Raw genomic sequence first — 18,797 nt, forward strand, 5'->3', positions numbered from 1 at the left:
AAATGAACATCACCTCAGCGCAACTGGCGCAATTTGATAAACACTACCGCACCCATTTTGTAAACTCATTATCGGGTTATAAGAGCGCAAATTTAATTGGTACTGCAGATAGTCAGGGCAACACCAACTTAGCGATTGTCAGCTCAGTGTTTCATCTCGGCGCGCACCCGCCCTTGATAGGCATGATCATGCGCCCCCACCGTGTCCCCCGTCACACCTTAGAAAATCTGCTCGAAACAGGCTATTACACCATCAATCAAGTCAATGAAAAAATATACCGACAGGCCCACCAAACGTCCGCTCGCTACGACAAGCAGGTTTCAGAATTTGCCGCAACGGGATTGGATTGCGAGTACCTTGATGACTTTATCGCCCCTTATGTGGCACAAAGTAAATTAAAAATGGGGATCAAGCTCATCAGCACCCAAACCTTGGCCGTCAATGGCACTGAATTAGTGATAGGTGAAATAGAACAGGTGTATGTCGAGCAGCAAGCCATTCAAGCCGATGGCCATATTGACATTACCCGTCTAGAGGCCGTTGCCGTTACGGGCTTAGACAGTTATCACACGGGTCAGCCTTTAACCCGCTTAGCCTATGCAAAACCCGACAACTAAGGTTAAAGCACTTCCAATGCTTCACTGAGTTTTTTCACGCCCACCACTTCCATGCCTGCAATGGGCTTTTTAGGCACGTTGGCGATGGGCACAATCGCGCGTTTAAAACCGTGCTTAGCCGCTTCAATAATGCGCTCTTGCCCACTGGGAACAGGCCGGATCTCACCCGATAACCCCACTTCACCAAACACCACCAACTCTTGCGGCAATGGCTGATCGCGAAAGCTTGATACTAATGCCACCAACAACGCTAAGTCGGCACTGGTTTCAGCCACTTTTACGCCTCCGACCACGTTAACAAACACATCCTGATCGGCCATTTGCAAGCCGCCATGACGATGTAATACCGCCAATAAAATGGCTAACCGGTTTTGTTCGGTACCGACGGCTACGCGGCGAGGATTACCCTGCTGTGAATAATCCACCAGCGCTTGAATTTCCACCAATAAAGGACGCGTGCCTTCCCAAATCACCATTACCACCGAGCCCGAGGTGTTTTCATCCCCCCGAGATAAAAAGATAGCAGAGGGATTACTGACTTCTCGCATGCCGCGATCTGTCATGGCAAAGACGCCCAATTCATTGACGGCACCAAAGCGGTTTTTATTCCCACGCAGGGTGCGATAGCGCGAATCAGCATCACCATCAAGCATCACGGAGCAATCAATACAGTGCTCTAACACCTTAGGGCCTGCTAATGAACCATCTTTGGTGACATGGCCCACCATAAAAATCGCCACCCCGGTTTGCTTGGCAAAACGCGTGAGATAGGCCGCCGCCTCACGCACCTGTGACACACTGCCGGGCGAGCTTTGCACATCGGCAACATGCATCACCTGGATTGAGTCGATCACCATGATTTGCGGCTTCACTTGCTCTGCCAAGTGGCAAATACTCTCCACGCTCGTTTCCGACAACATTTGCAGTTTGTCGTTGGGCAGGCCTAAGCGCTGAGCTCGCATCGCCACTTGTTGTAAGGACTCTTCTCCCGTCACATACAAGGCCCCCATGGTTTGAGCTAAATGACACATGGTTTGCAGCAACACGGTACTTTTACCCGCACCGGGATTACCGCCGATTAAGATGGCACTACCGGGCACAATCCCCCCGCCGAGTACCCTATCTAACTCTTTAAAACCACTGCTAAAACGGGGCAAATCTTCGAGGGAAATATCATTAAGTAATTGGATTTTGGCTTGCGTAGACCCACTGTATCCTTGGTGACTACTGGAGCGGGCACTTTTGGCCGGCGCTAATCGAATTTCAGAGATGGTGTTCCAAGCTTTACAGTCATTACACTGGCCCTGCCAACGCGCAAATTCAGATCCACACTCGTTACATACGTAAGCTGTTTTTGCCTTAGCCATAAGCGATGATTACCTTCTCTGTCATGATTACCTGTGTATCGGCATGAATTTTGTATCATACTACGCAATAATCAAAAAAAGCGACTGCTCTTAATTAAGATTGCGGTTAGAGTGAGTGGGCGTTGTTCCTATTTTAACTAAGTAAACGATTAATGACCGTTAGATGGATTTAAAACAGTACCAAAGCCAAATTGAGCAGCTATTACCCTTGATGCGAGATTCTGACTTTCCAGAGTTGCTCGATCGCATCTTATTCGGCGAAAGCAATAATGTGAAGTTCCTGATCAAGATGGAGCTCAATCGTCTGAGTGCGCCTTGTCAACGGATCATCGATTTACGGGATAAGTTTGCTTCCGCTGAAGAGTTCATTTTTAACAACAAACGTCATTTTCTCGACAGCGCCGCCCAAAAAGCGTTTAAAAAATCCCTTAAACGCTTCAACAACGTCTACACCATGGGCGTGTACGAAGACGTCATCAATCTCAAGCGTAACCAGAATAAACCGGATATCGGCAAGCAAGGCAAAGAGCTATTACAAGCAGAGCACCTCAATTTACAGCGCAGTAATGCCAGAGGTGCTGAACGTATGCACTTTGCCATCCCGGTGCAATTATTTAGCCCCGATGGACAAGAGATCCCAGCCACCACTTCTGATATTTCAACCACCGGATTACGCATTAAAATCAGTCAGAAATACCGCCTACAGAGCGGTATCGATGTGGGCATTATTTTTACCGGCTTGCAAAAGGAGTTTAGTGGGCCAGAACTGCGTAATGCGGTGCCCTATACCTTGGTCGGCCAAGACAAGGGCGATGACATTACTTGGCTTCGCTTGGCCCGAACCCAAGAGCCCATGCGCTTTGACGGTTTTATTGAAGGCTTTATTAAAGGGAATAAACACCGTTATAAAATCAATACCGAAAACCTACTGCACTCGGTCACCACTAAGGGATATGAGCAGTATTACTTACCTTTAATGAAGGGCTTACCTTTATTCTTTAGCCATGATCACGAGCCTAAGCTGGAGAGCGTGTTATACAACAGCCAAAATTTACCCATTCTCGAATATTGGCGTGATGAAAATGGCCAAAACTGCTTAACTCAACTGGTGACGCCTGAGCGGATCGCCTTGCTGCTAAAGCAACCCAATACAATCAAAGAAACCTTGATCTACAGCTTTATTCACCATACCGAAAGCAAAGCGTTTTTTATCGCGGCCAGTAAAGAAGAGCTGCAACAAACCGGATTAAAGCCGTTATTTCTATCTTTTGCCTCACGTAAAACAAGTTGGCGAGTTTACAAGCTTCAACTTACCGTCGCAGAGCCAAGCATTCTAAAGCGCCAATTTAACGAACATAGCCCTGAGAATGTCTCGCGCATCGCCTTAGAAAAGGCCCTTGAAGTAAGATACGTCGGACTATTGACCGACGCCACTTTTGACAGCCATAAACCCAGTTACCAGAATCTCAGTTCTGACGTCAAAAGTGCCAACCAACTCACTCGATTTGTCAGTAAAACCCACTCCAACTTTGAGCAACTGCCCTTTAAATTTGTGCAGCAGCGCCAAGAAAAACGGTATAACTACAACACGCTCGTCACCCTAACCACTACCACGGGCAGCTTAGAAGGCACCACTCAAGACTTCTCGCCCAGAGGGCTAAAAATCGCATTAACCCAAGCGGCCCCCGTAAAAAAGGGTGACAAAGTCCTGATTGCTTTACCCAAGCTGCAAAAACTCACGAAAACCATGAACCTGTCTCGTATGGTTTACCGAGTGGTAGGGTTTAACCCGGCGCGCACCATCGTTCATTTATGTGTGGGTAAACATGCCGAAGCCCACACCGGCACCGAGTTTTTTAACCTATTGATTGAAAGTAACCCCGGAAAGCTCAGTGAAGCCGTAGAAAAGCTACCTAAACCGGGGTTAGAGCTCGCACTGCGTCATCTATGCTGCCATCATTTTCTCTCTGCGGTGAATTTTGTTACCCGCCATCACGGTCACTTCGATATCGGCCGTTTAGCTATCGATCCTCAGCATCATAGCCTTGCGCTGTTATTATCCGGATTTAGTAAGATCCCCGGTCAGTTTAATTTAAGCCCGTTATTTGCAGACAAATTAATGGAGCAATTAGTCGGCTCAAGACTAAAAGAATTGCCCGGCAACAAAGCCAATCATCAGGTTGAACTTTATGTTCACCTTGATGAAAAGACGCAGGCCGTCACCCATGGTTTAGCCGATGATTTTATCGACGACAGCGAACGTAAAGCGTTTATCAATCATGCGCTGCAACATGGCCATTTTTATTCCATTTTAATGAGCTTAACCCGAGTGGGTAAACCGGACATAGAATCGATTCAAAAAGAGTTGGACTACATCGCTCACTACGCGATTCACAAGGCAAAGCAAGTCGAAGAGGAGCTATGGTCTGTGTGCGCCTTGGTCGAATTACTCGATACCACCACCGAAACCTTATATCGGTTTGGTCTTCGCGATCCTCACTAACACACACGGCGCCGAGTGATTATCACCTGACGCCGTGCGTTTTATTCAAGAGTCCAAGCTCAGAGTCAAGCTCAGAACTAAGACCAGAGCTAAGCCCAAGCCGTGTTTTGGCTAGTCGCTAAAATACATAGCGCCGCTTCAAGGTCGAGTTGGTTTATCGACACTGCCGCTTGCTCTTGCACCACAGGTTTTGCATGGATTGCCACGCCCATGGCCGACGCGCCAAGCATGATTAAATCATTCGCACCATCACCTATTGCCACGGTTTGGCTGGCTTCGAGACCATACTGCTCGGTCAACTCAGCGAGTAAACGCGCTTTTACTTGGGCGTTAACAATTTCGCCAAGTACCTTTCCGGTGAGCTTACCCTCTACTATTTCTAGCGTGTTAGCAAACACTTGGTCGAAACCTAATTGATCTTTTAGTGCTTGGGCAAAATAGGTAAAACCACCAGACGCGATACAGACTTTCCAACCCGCTTGTTTCAATCCAGCAAGAAGATCCTCTAACCCCGGCATTAATGGCATGTCGGCAATCACTTGATTCAAAATGCCTTCATCAGCCCCTTCCAATAAAGCCACGCGGCTGCGTAAGCTTTCGTTGAAGTCCAACTTACCATGCATGGCTTGCGCCGTGACCGCAGACACTTGATCACCCACCCCGTACAGACGAGCAATTTCATCGATGCATTCTATTTGGATCGTGGTTGAGTCCATATCCATTAACACTAAGCCTGGCTTATCTAACGTAGGGATATGCTCAACTAAAGCAAAATCTAACTGCGCATTGCTACAAAATGATTGAACCAAGCCCTTGGTATCGGCGTCATCGTTACTGAGCGCTAGACGAATGACACTGGTGTTTAACTGGAATCGCGGTGAATAAGCATAAACTTGCTCAACCCCATTTTGCAGTAGTAAGTTAACCAGCTGAGTGAGTACAGAGCTGGTTAAGTTAGCCCCCATCAGCACTAATTGCTTACTGGCTGCACCAAACTCCCCTTTCACAGCATTGATTGCTTGGCTTTGAAATAACAACCCATCAAACGAGCCAACTTGGTCTACCAATAAGGCTTTCCATTGATTTAGGCTCTGTGGCAATTGAGTCACTTTGACTTCATGTAACTTTTGCACAATACTTCCCTGATTTTATCTTTTAAAAATTGCGCTCAAGATAGCTATTGCGTTTTCGCATTGCAAGCCCAAATCTGAGTCTATTTGTTAGTCTGGAGACTTGATTCATGACACTCACAGCAAAATCATCCCGGATAGTTATTTGGCGAGCCTTGCAACTTCTTGTTGCTCTGGGATTAATTGGCTACCTTGCCTATTTAACGACAAACCTACAATTACTGGCTAACAAAAACCGCATTGAACAAACTCAACGCTATGGCTATACCCTAACCAGTCGCGCTGCCAATGATGCAGCTCGATATTTACAACAGGATGAACCTGATGAGTTAGCCCGCTTAGTGACACAATTAGCCAAAGACCCATTGGTGCGAGATGTCACGATTTATGATGCGTATGGCGTTGTCCAGCATCAGTCGGATGATGCCATGTCCCTTGACTTAATATTAGGGATCACCCCAAAAACGACCTCAGCCGATGCCCGAGAAATCGCCCAGAACCGTATCCCCTATATTGCAGAGCTGTTTCAAGAAACCACCAAAATTGGCTACTTACGCGTCACCTTAGAGCAAGGTAAGATCTTGGCTGAAATGAATCACTTTCAAGCAAAAGCCAATGAACTGCTTAAAACCATGTTATTCGTCGCCCTGTTAATCGGCTTTTTGCTCACCCGTTCTCTGTCGAAAAAGCGCCAGTGGTGGCAGCAGCTTATGTACAAAGCTAAGTTACAAAATGAGCAAGCATAAGCCCGCAGCAAGGTAAAATATAAAACGTTAAAGACGTAAGTAAACCCGCCGCTAGACGAAGAGGTAGGGGAACAATGAAGCGAGGAGGCACTCTTTTTGAAGTTCTTTTTTAAGCTGGGCGATAGTAGGCCACACTAAGCCCAACCTCGAGCTTAGTGGGGGGAAACCAAAACCGCTATAGGCCTAAACGTTTCGCCAAAGATTTGTACTGATCGGCGACAGAGCGACCAAATAAAGGGTCATCTTGGGGATCATGATGCCAGTTTTGCTCTAACTGGCGCCAATCGTCCGCCGTCAGGCTCGCCTTAATGGCCGGCAATATTTCACCTTCTTCATAATTCAAATGCGCTTTTTGCAGGCTAACAAATTGATCAAGCTTTTCGATAATGTCATCACGCGACACAATCGCATCTAACAAAATACTGTCGATCATTTCCTTGAGTTCACTGCTGATCTGTTCAAGGTTATGGTGCTCTTGTGCAAGTCGATTGGCAACACTGTCGTCAACCACACGATATTTTAAATAATACTCGTAAATACTGTCTTCGAGCGGATGGTGAAACTTACCCGAATATGTCTGTAAATAATTAACAATATCGCGAACCAGACGGTAATCCACCCCTTCCTCTAATTTGATTCTAGCGAGCTTGTCGGTCAACACATTAAGCAATTTGGCTATATTTTTATGATCGTTATGAATGATACTTAACACGGCTGCTTCCTTATCCTTGTCTTTAAGTCCACACTCTACCAAGGCCAAAAGTGAAATAAATTGATATAGAGCATTACAACTCTCTGTTACCTAATAGGGCCTGTTGATCTTTCGTGCTGGTTTTTGCAGCGATTTGTTGGGTATTTATACCAAACAATCGTTGTGGGCAGCATCTTTGTGGCATAGTTACCTACGCGAAAAGGCGCTAACGCAGTAGAAATGACCAACAAACGCTGTCCTACGGATTCGGCTAAAGCCCTTCGGGCGTAAGCATTCTGTTCATCGTTGAGCAGTATTTACTTAGATTGCTAAGCTACATACTGCTCGCCTTGCCCAAAACGCTTTTAGACAGGGTGTCTCCCACTCGAACAAAAATCAACCATCAAAGATCAACAGGCCCTAATTACAATTAACCTTTTGATATTAGTTGCCAAACCTGTATTAGCCAAGGTGCTAGTTCGCACTTTTCGGGTCAAGTCTGAGGTTGCCAATCAATGGGGTCTTTGCCTAAGCTGGCCAGAATTTGATTGGTTTTAGAAAAATGCTTACAGCCAAAAAATCCACGATGAGCCGATAAAGGCGACGGGTGTGGCGCAGTTAAAACATGGTGACGCTGGGTATCCACTATGGCGCCCTTTTTTTGCGCATGGGCACCCCAAAGTAGAAAAACAACACCATCACAATGCTGATTAACCTGCTCTATCACTTTATCAGTAAAGGTTTCCCAACCGCATTTGGCGTGGCTATGAGCTTTACCCGCTTCCACCGTCAACACAGTATTGAGCAACAGCACCCCTTGTTCGGCCCAGCTTTGTAAAAAGCCATGCTCAGGAATAACAAAACCTGGGATATCCGTTTGTAGCTCTTTGTAAATGTTGACCAAGGAAGGCGGCGTTTTAACACCTGGGCGAACAGAAAAACATAACCCATGAGCTTGATTGGGACCATGATAAGGGTCTTGCCCCAAGATCACGACTTTCACATCGGCCAGTTCGGTCAGCTTAAAGGCATTAAACACCTCATTTTGTGGCGGATAAATCACTTTACCCTGAGCTCGCTCACCCATTACAAAAGCAAGGATTTGTTGAAAGTAATCCTGTTGCTTTTCTACACCTATCACATCAGTCCAAGTTCTAGCTTCTGTCATCTTGCCCTCAACCTCATCTACCACACGCTAATTAAGCGAGTTAATTAGGTTTTCATTCTAAGAGCATAAACAGCCGAATGAAAGCATAGTCACAAATGTAATAAAATTACGAAACTTAATTACAATAAAGCACCCGATAACCATTTCTGCAGCGCGGACTTAAAAAAGGGGTAAAATCAAAATTTCATTGATTTAGATCAAGTAATTAATGAGATAAATACCCCTTTAGGGGTAGCAAATTGATTTACATCAAGTGTTTCACTGCCTATAATGGGTCATAGATTAACCAAGAGATGAAAGTTCTTAATTTTCACTTATGTACTTTTGTTTCAATATTTTTACTGTAAATGGAGCTAGACTATGACTGTTGGTGTGCAAATTACTAAAGCTGAAAACGCCTCTCTACTTAACTCTTTCTGGTTACTTGACGAAGCCAAACAAGAAGCGCGCTGTCTATGTGTTAAAGACAATGCTTATCAGGAAGACCAAGTTGTTGCATTAAACGAACTAGGCGACATTGAATACAAAGAAGTACCGGTACAAGTTGCACCACTACAAGAAGGTGGTCAGCACTTAAACGTGAACGTACTAAAACGTGAAACGTTGGAAGATGCGATCGCAAACCCAGAAAAGTACCCACAATTAACGATTCGTGTTTCTGGCTACGCAGTACGCTTTAACTCACTGACTCCAGAACAACAACGCGACGTTATCACGCGTACGTTCACAGAAAGTCTATAATCAATCGGCCATTGCAGCCGTATTGAAACAATTAAGGGCGCTAAGCGCCCTTTTTTATGAAGATTTTTTGGCTTGGTGTTTTCTAATCAATCCTTCTTGGATACTTGAAGCCACTAAAACGCCATCGCGATTATAAATTTTACCGCGCACTAACCCAGTACCACCCGATGCCACTGGGCTATCAATTTCATAAAGCAGCCAATCATCAAACCGAAATTCATGATGGAACCACATAGAATGATCGATGGTGACGACCTGCATGTGCGGGGCTAAAAAAGACTCGCCGTGCGGGTAAAGGGCTGTGGGTAAGAAATTAAAATCCGACGCATAAGCAAGTAAATACTGATGCACACGCAGATCATCAGGCATGGCCCCGCTCGCCTTCATCCACACCGCGCGTTTCGGCTCGGCAATGGCTGGGTTTAGAGGATTAACCATGACCACAGGCCGCATTTCAATCGGACGGTCACAAATAAACTTTTCGCGAATATACTCAGGCAGCATGTCGCGATGCTGTAAGGCATAATCCTGCTCAGATTCTAACGCCTCGGGAGGCGGGACATCTGGCATAAGATCTTGATGTTCAAACCCCACTTCAGGCACCTTAAACGAAGCCGTCATATAAAAAATGGCCCGACCGTTTTGAATCGCCTTGATCCGACGCGTTGAAATAGAGCCACCATCACGAATTGCTTCAACATCGTAAACAATAGGCTGGTTAACATCACCCGCCAGTAAAAAGTAACAGTGTAATGAATGTGCTTTGCGACTTTCATCCACCGTTTCTTTAGCAGCAGATAATGCTTGCCCCATCACTTGACCACCAAACACAGCGCCAAAGCCTAAATCTTGGCTCTGGCCACGGTATAAGGTGTTTTCAATTCGCTCAAGTTGCAGTTGCGAGAGTAAATCCGTTAATACTTTACTCATAATTGGCCCTACTTAATGAAAATCCGCCCATCATAGTGATATATAGAAATGTTTCCGAGGCTAAGATCAAAAAAAGGGGCAAAAAACCATCGGTTTTTGCCCCTCACGCATAGTTAGAAAAAACGTAAATATGCCACTTTTTTGTGTTTAGTTATTTAACAGTAGCTCGCGTAACTGTGCAAAATCAGCAGGTAACTGTTTTGATAGCAATTCGAGATCGGCGCGATCAGCTAACTCTTTTGGTAAGCCGATGTCTTTGCCTAAAATGGATTCCACACTTTCTTTAAACTTAGCCGGGTGCGCGGTACATAAGAAAATGCCGGTTTCGCCTTCGGCTAGTTGCTTAGTCAGTTGATCATAAGCTATCGCACCGTGTGGCTCACACAAATAACCCTGCTCGTCTAACTGTTTCAGCGCCACTTCGGTTTCGGTATCCGTTAGCATACCTTTACCCAGTTCAGACAATTGCTTGCCTTTCACTTTAAATAGCTCTTCAATGCGCGGCCAGTTGTTAGGCTGGCTGACATCCATGGCGTTAGATAGGGTCGCCACGGTTTTCTTCGGCGCCCAGTTACCGTCCGCTAAGTAGCGTGGCACAGTGTCGTTTGCATTCGTGGCAGCAATAAAGCGTTTGATAGGTAAACCGAGTGCTTGCGCCAATAGGCCGGCAGTCAGGTTACCAAAGTTACCGCTTGGTACAGAAACCACCACGTTGTCACGCTTATCGGTAGGCAGCTGCGCATAAGCTTCAAAGTAGTAACAAATTTGCGCTAATAAACGGCTGATGTTAATTGAGTTTGCTGAGTTTAGGCCAATTGCTTGTTTCAACTCTTGATCGTCAAACGCCGCTTTAACCATGGCCTGACAAGCATCAAAGTCATCTTCAATGGCCACGGTAGTGATGTTGCCACCTAAGGTACAAAACAGCTTTTCTTGTAGCGGGCTGATCTTGCCTTTCGGGTACAAAATAACCACTTTGATATTTTCTAAGCCATAGAAAGCATGAGCTACCGCAGCACCGGTATCACCTGACGTGGCCGTCAAAATAATGATGGGCTGCTCGCCACCGAATTTTGCTAAGCACTGCGCCATAAAACGGCCACCAAAGTCCTTAAACGCTAAGGTGGGACCGTGGAAAAGTTCAAGGGCATAAACGCTGTCTGTCACTTGCTTGATTGGCGCGCCAAATTGGAAGGCTTTACTGACCATGTCATTAACATCTTGCTCGCTGAGTTCATCACCAATCAGGTGATGTAAAATAGCGGTGCTTCGAGTCACAAGATCTTGGTTGAGTAACGCGTCAACGTCAGCAAGGGGCTCGATGGTATCTGGGAAAAACAAGCCTTGGTTTTTACCTAAACCTTGTTTAACCGCTTGTTGAAAGCTCACTTGCTCACTGTGTTCTTTTATATTGTATAAGTTCATAACTGCGTTCCTACAACTCTTGCACCTTCTTCATCGAGGTGACAAATATGACAAAATCCGTCTTCATTTTGAATGAAGTTCTGCTCTAACCAGCTTTTCAAACGCTGGGCTTGGTCTTTTTCTTTCATGACTACAAATACCGTTGGGCCTGAGCCCGAGATACCGGTAGCTAATGCGCCGCTTTGGCCAGCGTATTTTCTTACTTCTTTGAAACCTGGGATCAACTGCTGGCGATAAGGCTCGGCAATCACATCTTTAAGCATACCGGCCGCTAATTCCGGCTGATTGGTATAACTGGCATGAACAAAGCCCGCTAAGTGACGGCCATAGGCAAGCACATCGCTGCGACGATATTGCGCGGGTAAAATTGCACGGGCCGCCGATGTCGATACCGTGATACCCGGGTAGGCCACCACCCAATACCATTCTTTAAAGCTTGGAATGGCTTGGCTAATGAGTTCACCTTGCTCTAGCATCAGCTGCATGCCACCAAGGTAACAAGGGGCAACGTTATCGTAATGCACGCTGCCACTGATTTCCCCTTCTAGCTTGCCCATGAGCGCCAGCATTTCCATCTTGGCTAATGGGTACTCATGAAACGCATTTAATGCTTCAAGGGCGGCCACAATTGAGCTGGCACTAGAACCTAAGCCACTGCCCACAGGCAAGTTTTTCTCAAGTTCCATGGCCACATTTTTGCATTCAATGCCTTTTTCAGCCAATGCCGCCTTGAAGCCAAGAAAGCATTGGTAAACGATATTGCTTTTACCATCGGCAGGCAATTTGTGGGCAAAACGGCCGCTACAACTAAGGCTGTACTCTTCACTGCCTTGCTCAATAAACACGCGATCGCCCAATAAACTGCCATCGATAGGGGCTAATGCCCCACCGAGCACATCAAAGCCTACACTGACGTTTGCAGTAGAAGCCGGTGCGTATGCAACTAAACTCATGAACCTACTCTCCCTCAAATTTGTTCTACAACAGGTGTCATGATCACACTTCCTGCTTCCAATTTAATGTTCTTAATACGTCTGCAAACACGCCAGCAGCCGTCACTTCAGTACCAGCACCATAGCCGCGTAATACCATAGGGATCGGCTGATAGTATTGGCTGTAAAGCGCTAAGGCGTTTTCGCCATCTTTAACTTTATTTAATGGGTCTGACTCATCACATGCGATGATAGACACACGACATTTACCATCTTCTATGGTGCCCGCGTAACGTAATACTTGGCCCTTATCGGCAGCATCTTGCGCTCGTTTGGCAAAGTATTCATCGGCTTGTGGCAAACGCGCCATAAACTCTTCAATGCTACCACTGTCATCAAACCCCGGTGGCAAGGCCGCTTCAATTTCAACGTCATCTAATGACAGCTCCATGCCTGCCTCACGCGCTAAAATAAGCAGTTTACGCGCCACATCCACGCCACTCAAATCATCGCGCGGATCCGGCTCGGTAAAGCCATTTTCACGAGCAATCTTAGTCACTTCGGAGAAAGCCAAACCTTCGTCTAATTTGCCGAAGATATAAGATAAAGATCCCGATAAAATACCGTTAAACTTCATCAGCTGGTCACCGGCATTAAGCAGATTCTGCAAGTTTTCAATGACAGGTAATCCTGCGCCTACGTTCGTTTCGTATAGGAACTTACGGCGTGTTGATAGCGCAGTTAAACGCAATTGACGGTAGTAATCCATGCTGCCAGTATTGGCTTTTTTATTGGCCGCTACTACGTGGAAACCGGTGCCTAAGAAGTTCACATACTGATCAGCTATGTTGTCATCACTGGTACAGTCAACCAGTACAGGGTTGATAATATGAGACGCTTCAACCAGCTGGTTAACACGCTCAAGAGAAAACGGTTCAGTGGCATCTTTAAGTTGATCACGCCAATTCGTTAAATTGATGCCATCAGGGTTAGTGATCATAGCGCTGCGATTGGCAATACCACAGACCCGCATGGTGATATTTTTACTGGCTAGCTGCTCACTTTGACGATGAATTTGGTCAACAAAGGCACCACCAACGCCGCCACAGCCCACCAAGAACACATCGATAAATTGCTGGCTACCAAAGAAGTTCTGGTGACAAGACTTTATCGCTTCATTTACTTTGTTTTCTGGGATAACAGCCGAAATCGAACGCTCAGAAGAGCCTTGAGCAATCGCGACAATATTGACCGAGGGTTCAGCGAGTGCATTAAAGAAGCGCGCTGCCACACCCAATGCGGTTTTCATGCCGTCCCCCACTAGCGAGATGATCGCTAGGTTGGCTTTTTGCTCAAGGGGTTCAATCAGTTTATTGGCCAGCTCTAATTCAAACTCTTGCTCAATGGCGCTCACGGCCATCTCAGCTTCATAGCCATGAACACAAAAGCTAACGCTGTATTCAGACGATGACTGGGTGATTAACACAATGGACACGCCGGCACGAGAAACCGCAGAGAAAATGCGGCCTGCGATGCCCACCATGCCTTTCATGCCAGGGCCAGAAACACTTAGCATGGTCATGCCTTTCAGATCGGAAATGGCTTTCACTTCCATCTTAGTGTCACCCGGCTCACCGCTGATTAACGTCCCCTTAGCTTGTGGGTTATTGGTATTTTTGATCAAACAAGGAATGTGATGCTGTGAGATAGGCGCGATGGTTTTTGGATGCAATACCTTAGCACCGAAATAAGACAGCTCCATGGCTTCGGCGTAGCTTAATGAATCAAGTAAGGTGGCATCTTTAACCAAGCGCGGATCGCAGCTGTAAACGCCATCCACATCGGTCCAGATTTCGCAACACTCCGCGTCCAAACAAGCCGCTAACACAGCAGCAGAATAATCAGAGCCGTTACGGCCTAACACTAAGGTTTCACCCGCTTCATTACCCGCGGTAAAGCCCGGCATTAGATAAATCGCTTCTGGGTTCATCGCCGACGCAGCAAAACGGGCTTTAGAGGCTTTAATGTCAACCATGGCTTCTAAGTAGCCACCGCGATAAGAGATGAGTTTTTCTTGCGGCACGATGATCTCAACCGTTTCACCTTTGGCTTTTAGCAGCTCAGCCATACAAGCGATACTCAGCACTTCGCCTTGGGATAAGATTCTGGCTTCGATATTATCTGGACATTGCTCTAATAGACTAACACCCTGCAATAGTTTGCTTACTTTGGCTAACACTTCGTCGGTTTGAGTCAACAAGGCGTTGTGACGAAAGGCGGGGTAAAGGGCCGATAACCCCACGATTAAATCGTTAAAAATGGTCTTGATTGCCGCCACTTGGCGCTCTGGGTTATGGCCTTGGCTGGTTTGCTGAACCACTTCCACTAAATTGTTGGTCACGCCTGCAGGGGCAGATAAAACCAAGGCGACTTGAGATTGCTGCTGATTACTGATTACGATATCGGCAGCGCGATTAAATCGCTCCGCATTTGCTAATGATGTCCCGCCAAACTTAAGTACGCGCATCGTACCTCCCCCAGTTAAAAATGAAAAAGCCCGCTTCAGTGAGCGGGCTTATTGAATTTGGTTATTGCTTATCCATTAGCCCGCTCCAGCAATTGTGCCGGTGGTGATAATGGTGGTGGTTGTGATTAAACCGTACATAAAGCAACCTTTATTAAGTAATGCGCTATTTAATACCGAACTTTACCGCGATTGTCAATTTTGCCACGCAGGAAAACGACACCAACAAAAAGAAGATTTCACCACCAAAACAAAACCAAGCAATTTATAAGAAAGGTATTTCAAAAAAAAACAGCAAAATAGTCCAAATAAAAAACCCAAACCAGACCTTACACCCACACCAAGCAAATCCCTTTCATCGCCATTTTTAATGACACTGCCCCCTTTTTCGTAAATCAGAAAAAAAAGAGAGCATTTTTCCAACTTCGCGCCATAATGAATAAACGGACTTTCAATCAAAGGTAAACCCATGCCAAGGACGTTCACTTACCCGCTTTTATTGTTATGCTTTGTGCTATCAGCCATGGCAGCAGAGGCTAAAGCCGTAAGTGGAGAAGTCAACCCTGAGTTTTCTAATCAATGGTATGTCAGTCAACTTTCACCCTCGTTCCACCTGCTGCTCAATCAGCCAAGCGCATCACTAGACTCAGAGCAAGAGCGCATTATTTCTGGCGTAAATGGAGGTTATAACTTCCCTTTACTGGATAATCTAAATTGGTTTATGGAGGCCGGTTTGTCGACTCCAAGCCAGCGTAGCGGCACAAACTCACCCGCCGCGAACCAATATCATATGTCAACCGGGCTTAATTACGTGTTTGCCGATCGGTTTAAGCTTGAAAGTAGAATTACCCAAATGCGTTTAACCCTCACGCCAGAGCATTTTGGCACGCGCAACACCAGCCTCGGCATTGCCACTTCCTACAACATCATTCAGAACCTCAATGTGAAAGCAGCGATAGACATGCAACTTGAGCATCAAATTATGCACCTTGGGTTAGATTACAGCTTTTAGTCAAGCTCCATTGCACACCGAGCCTTAAACGAGCCCATCTTAACCGCTGCCATCGCAAAGCGTACGCCATGTAAACTTAAACGATCAGCGCTCACCCAATAAACCGCATTTTGTTGAAACTCATTAGCCAATTTGATTCCTTGTGGCAAAGAGCACGCAAGGGCAACACTCAGCTCTTGATGTTTACCGTCTTGAGACTGACCTATCAGCTCTCTATAGGCATAACCCATTAACCTAATTCGTTGAATTAAACGCCGGTGAGCCACTTTATTGGCAAAACGACTATGCAGCCTGCCTTTTGGGTTATGCGCCGTAACAATAACAAACTCCGTTTGATCTAGCCTGGCACCTAACCAAACAAAACAGGTTTGCTGGTAAAGGCGCCACTGAAAATGTTGTAATTTTGACAAAATCCTTTCACCTTTTAGGGTCAATGAAAAACAAATGTTAAAATAATCTGCCCGTAGAACACTCTTGATTTAAGTCAATCAGAATCGAAAAAAAAACACCTAAGGTCGGATATCGGTTGTTATACATCTGTTAACTAACTAGAATTGGCAATCAATAAAATTCGCCATAAAGCCTTTAGTTGCTAGATGTTCACACTTTATTATCAACAACTAGCGGACAGTACAGCTGCCCGTAAAAGAGCCTAAACAGTGCGAGTTAAGCTGAATATAATAGTAAACCGACATCATCATTTTGAGCAATTGCACCAAGTAGACACGGTAAATGTTGCGCTCATTTTAAATTTCATACTCGGTTTACAAATGAAAGAATGTTAGATTTGTAATTAAAATACTTAGGGCCTACTAATATGAACACTACCAATATTCTCATCGTAGAAGATGAATTGGTCACTCGAAATACGTTAAAAAGTATTTTTGAAGCCGAGGGCTATCACGTACTTGAAGCCAATGATGGTAACGAAATGTATCAGGTATTGAAGTCCAACACAGTTAACTTGGTGATCATGGACATTAACCTGCCAGGCAAAAATGGCTTGTTACTGGCCAGAGAGCTGCGTGATAAGCACAACATAGCACTTATGTTTTTAACGGGTCGCGATAACGAAGTTGATAAGATCCTAGGACTAGAAATTGGTGCCGATGATTACATTACTAAGCCTTTCAATCCTCGTGAGCTCACCATTCGTGCAAGAAACCTGCTTAACCGCAGTCAAACCGCTGTTGCCGTTGAAGAGCAAGTTAACCAAGTAGAAAATTACGAGTTTAACGGTTGGCAACTGCAAATCAACAGTCGCTCTTTGGTTAGCCCTGCAGGTGTCGTGTTTAAGTTACCACGCAGCGAGTTTCGCGCCATGTTGCATTTTGTTGAACACCCTGGACAAATTCAAACCCGTGCTGAGTTATTAAAGAAAATGACAGGACGTGAATTAAAGCCACATGATCGTACCGTTGACGTTACCATTCGCCGCATCAGAAAGCATTTTGAAAGTCACGGTGAAACGCCAGAGATCATTGCGACCATTCACGGCGAAGGCTACCGTTTCTGTGGTGACATCGAGCCGCAGTAATCTGAAGACAGCTATCCGTTTAAACCCCAAAAGCCCTGAACTCCATTCAGGGCTTTTTTGTTACCTTTAACTTTGCTTTAGACAACAAAAAGCCCTGCTAAATTGCAGGGCTCTGTATTGACTAGGTTCAGGGCTTAATTAAAGCTCGATACCCAGTGCTTCAAGATCTTTCTTCACTACCGCAGCAGGTAATGGGATATAACCGTCTTTAGCTACGATTTCTTGACCTTGCTTAGAAAGCACCATTTTCAAGAATTCACGCTCTAGTGGACCCAATGGCTTGTTTGGGTGCTTGTTGATGTAAACGTATAGGAAGCGAGAAAGCGGGTATGAACCGTTTACTGCGTTATCCATGGTTGCATCTATGTATTGGCCGTCTTTCTTAGACAGTGCAACTGCGCGAACGCCAGATGTTTTGTAACCGATACCTGAGTAACCGATTGCATTTAGAGAAGAAGACACAGACTGAACAACAGAAGCTGAACCAGGTTGCTCGTTTACGCTGCTCTTGAAGTCACCCTTACAAAGGCTTTTCTTTTTGAAGTAACCGTAAGTACCTGATACAGAGTTACGACCGAATAGTTGGATATCTTTGTCAGCCCAAGCACCTTCTAGGCCTAAATCACCCCAACGCTCAGCTTGCTTGTTACCGCCACATTTAAGCGTGCTAGAGAAGATAGCATCAACTTGCTTGATTGATAGACCTTCGATTGGGTTGTCTTTGTTTACAAATACCGCTAGGGCATCGATAGCAACACGTACTTCAGTTGGCTTGTAACCGTAGCGCTTTTCGAATGCTTCGATTTCTTTAGACTTCATTTGACGGCTCATAGGGCCGAATTGTGAAGTACCTTCAGTTAGCGCTGGTGGCGCAGTAGAAGAGCCAGCCGCTTGGATTTGAATATTTACATTAGGGTATTGACGCTTGAACTCTTCTGCCCAGAAAGTCATCATGTTAGCCAGTGTGTCTGAACCAACTGAAGATAGGTTACCTGAAATGCCACTTACTTTTTCGTAAGTAGGTAGGTTTGCATCAACATTACCAGCAACAGCTGAGCCAGCGAAAACGGTAGCGACACTGAAACCAATCGCTGTTACCAGATTTTTTACTTTCATTATCTTTACTCCAAGTGAATGTATTTTTCGATTCCGCGCCAGTATGGCTAGCGATAATGACAAATATAAGTAGCTTAGATGACAGTTTGATGACCACTGTCATTTTTTATTCATGGAGAGTTGGCTGGCAATGAAAGGGGGCAATCCTGTGGAAGCATTGGAAACAGTGGGAGCTGCAGTAATGCAGCGATAAAATCAACCAACTCAACAGCTATTATCGCCCCATGACTGGGGCTTCCACAAATCACTAGCTGCAACTATTACAGGAAGAATAGCCCTGTGGGAGCTGCAGTAATGCAGCGATACAGTTAACCACATCAACAGCTGTTATCGCCCCATGACTGGGGCTTCCACAAAT

General features: G+C 45.6%; 17 protein-coding genes. 6 read left to right on the forward strand and 11 right to left on the reverse strand.

The features are described from left to right. Window positions 1–2 precede the first annotated feature (2 nt). Window positions 3–617, forward strand: coding sequence for a flavin reductase family protein (locus tag K6Y21_RS05475; RefSeq protein WP_233070771.1), 615 nt, complete (start codon window positions 3–5; stop codon window positions 615–617). Window positions 618–619: 2 nt separating this feature from the next. On the opposite strand, the gene radA is transcribed toward K6Y21_RS05475, so the two are convergent. Next, window positions 620–1,984 (reverse strand): DNA repair protein RadA, encoded by a 1,365-nt coding sequence (radA, locus tag K6Y21_RS05480; protein ID WP_233070772.1) that lies wholly within the window; start codon window positions 1,982–1,984, stop codon window positions 620–622. A 163-nt stretch (window positions 1,985–2,147) separates the two neighbouring features. Here radA and K6Y21_RS05485 point away from each other — a divergent pair, with 163 nt between their 5' ends. Further along, a complete protein-coding gene (locus tag K6Y21_RS05485; protein WP_233070773.1) occupies window positions 2,148–4,487 on the forward strand; it encodes a PilZ domain-containing protein in 2,340 nt (779 codons plus the stop codon). An 89-nt stretch (window positions 4,488–4,576) separates the two neighbouring features. Here the strand turns inward: K6Y21_RS05485 and serB are convergent, their stop codons facing one another. Beyond that, window positions 4,577–5,620, reverse strand: a complete 1,044-nt coding sequence (gene serB / locus K6Y21_RS05490; protein ID WP_233070774.1) for a phosphoserine phosphatase SerB — start codon at window positions 5,618–5,620, stop codon at window positions 4,577–4,579. A 107-nt stretch (window positions 5,621–5,727) separates the two neighbouring features. Between serB and K6Y21_RS05495 the strand changes: the two genes are divergently transcribed. Continuing rightward, window positions 5,728–6,363, forward strand: coding sequence for an AhpA/YtjB family protein (locus K6Y21_RS05495; RefSeq protein ID WP_233070775.1), 636 nt, complete (start codon window positions 5,728–5,730; stop codon window positions 6,361–6,363). Between the two features lie 175 nt (window positions 6,364–6,538). Here K6Y21_RS05495 and K6Y21_RS05500 read toward each other — a convergent pair whose 3' ends face one another. Then, window positions 6,539–7,075: a hemerythrin domain-containing protein gene (locus K6Y21_RS05500; RefSeq protein WP_233070776.1), complete on the reverse strand. Its 537-nt coding sequence runs from the start codon at window positions 7,073–7,075 to the stop codon at window positions 6,539–6,541. A 472-nt stretch (window positions 7,076–7,547) separates the two neighbouring features. After that, window positions 7,548–8,222 carry a uracil-DNA glycosylase gene (gene ung, locus K6Y21_RS05505; RefSeq protein ID WP_233070777.1) on the reverse strand — a complete coding sequence of 225 codons (675 nt, stop codon included), beginning with the start codon at window positions 8,220–8,222 and terminating at the stop codon, window positions 7,548–7,550. 360 nt (window positions 8,223–8,582) lie between these two features. On the opposite strand from ung, the gene grcA reads away from it, so the two are divergent. Beyond that, entirely contained in the window at window positions 8,583–8,963 is a 381-nt protein-coding gene (gene grcA / locus K6Y21_RS05510; protein WP_233070778.1) for an autonomous glycyl radical cofactor GrcA, read from the forward strand. A gap of 54 nt (window positions 8,964–9,017) precedes the next feature. Here the strand turns inward: grcA and tesB are convergent, their stop codons facing one another. The 5 genes from tesB to K6Y21_RS05535 all read right to left on the reverse strand — a co-directional run bounded on the left by tesB (window position 9,018) and on the right by K6Y21_RS05535 (window position 15,245). Then, window positions 9,018–9,893 (reverse strand): acyl-CoA thioesterase II, encoded by an 876-nt coding sequence (gene tesB, locus K6Y21_RS05515; RefSeq protein WP_233070779.1) that lies wholly within the window; start codon window positions 9,891–9,893, stop codon window positions 9,018–9,020. 147 nt (window positions 9,894–10,040) lie between these two features. Beyond that, window positions 10,041–11,318 (reverse strand): threonine synthase, encoded by a 1,278-nt coding sequence (gene thrC, locus K6Y21_RS05520; RefSeq protein ID WP_233070780.1) that lies wholly within the window; start codon window positions 11,316–11,318, stop codon window positions 10,041–10,043. Then, window positions 11,315–12,271, reverse strand: coding sequence for a homoserine kinase (thrB, locus tag K6Y21_RS05525; RefSeq protein WP_233070781.1), 957 nt, complete (start codon window positions 12,269–12,271; stop codon window positions 11,315–11,317). The genes thrC and thrB overlap by 4 nt, the downstream gene beginning before the upstream one ends. A gap of 43 nt (window positions 12,272–12,314) precedes the next feature. Beyond that, window positions 12,315–14,777 carry a bifunctional aspartate kinase/homoserine dehydrogenase I gene (gene thrA, locus K6Y21_RS05530; RefSeq protein ID WP_233070782.1) on the reverse strand — a complete coding sequence of 821 codons (2,463 nt, stop codon included), beginning with the start codon at window positions 14,775–14,777 and terminating at the stop codon, window positions 12,315–12,317. Window positions 14,778–14,969: 192 nt separating this feature from the next. Next, window positions 14,970–15,245, reverse strand: coding sequence for a hypothetical protein (locus K6Y21_RS05535; protein WP_233070783.1), 276 nt, complete (start codon window positions 15,243–15,245; stop codon window positions 14,970–14,972). On the opposite strand from K6Y21_RS05535, the gene K6Y21_RS05540 reads away from it, so the two are divergent. Next, complete coding sequence (locus tag K6Y21_RS05540; protein ID WP_233070784.1) at window positions 15,244–15,786, forward strand: hypothetical protein; 543 nt, start codon at window positions 15,244–15,246, stop codon at window positions 15,784–15,786. The genes K6Y21_RS05535 and K6Y21_RS05540 overlap by 2 nt on opposite strands. On the opposite strand, the gene K6Y21_RS05545 is transcribed toward K6Y21_RS05540, so the two are convergent. Continuing rightward, window positions 15,783–16,196, reverse strand: a complete 414-nt coding sequence (locus K6Y21_RS05545) for a DUF3293 domain-containing protein (RefSeq protein WP_233070785.1) — start codon at window positions 16,194–16,196, stop codon at window positions 15,783–15,785. The genes K6Y21_RS05540 and K6Y21_RS05545 overlap by 4 nt on opposite strands. Window positions 16,197–16,603: 407 nt before the next feature. Between K6Y21_RS05545 and arcA the strand changes: the two genes are divergently transcribed. Further along, the gene (gene arcA, locus K6Y21_RS05550; RefSeq protein WP_233070786.1) at window positions 16,604–17,323 is read left to right on the forward strand and encodes a two-component system response regulator ArcA; all 720 of its coding nucleotides are present in this window, start codon (window positions 16,604–16,606) and stop codon (window positions 17,321–17,323) included. A gap of 138 nt (window positions 17,324–17,461) precedes the next feature. Here the strand turns inward: arcA and K6Y21_RS05555 are convergent, their stop codons facing one another. Then, window positions 17,462–18,439 carry a PstS family phosphate ABC transporter substrate-binding protein gene (locus tag K6Y21_RS05555; protein ID WP_233070787.1) on the reverse strand — a complete coding sequence of 326 codons (978 nt, stop codon included), beginning with the start codon at window positions 18,437–18,439 and terminating at the stop codon, window positions 17,462–17,464. Window positions 18,440–18,797: the final 358 nt, after the last annotated feature.

The organism is Motilimonas eburnea (assembly GCF_021295345.1).
GTDB lineage: Bacteria > Pseudomonadota > Gammaproteobacteria > Enterobacterales > CBDFNC01 > Motilimonas > Motilimonas eburnea.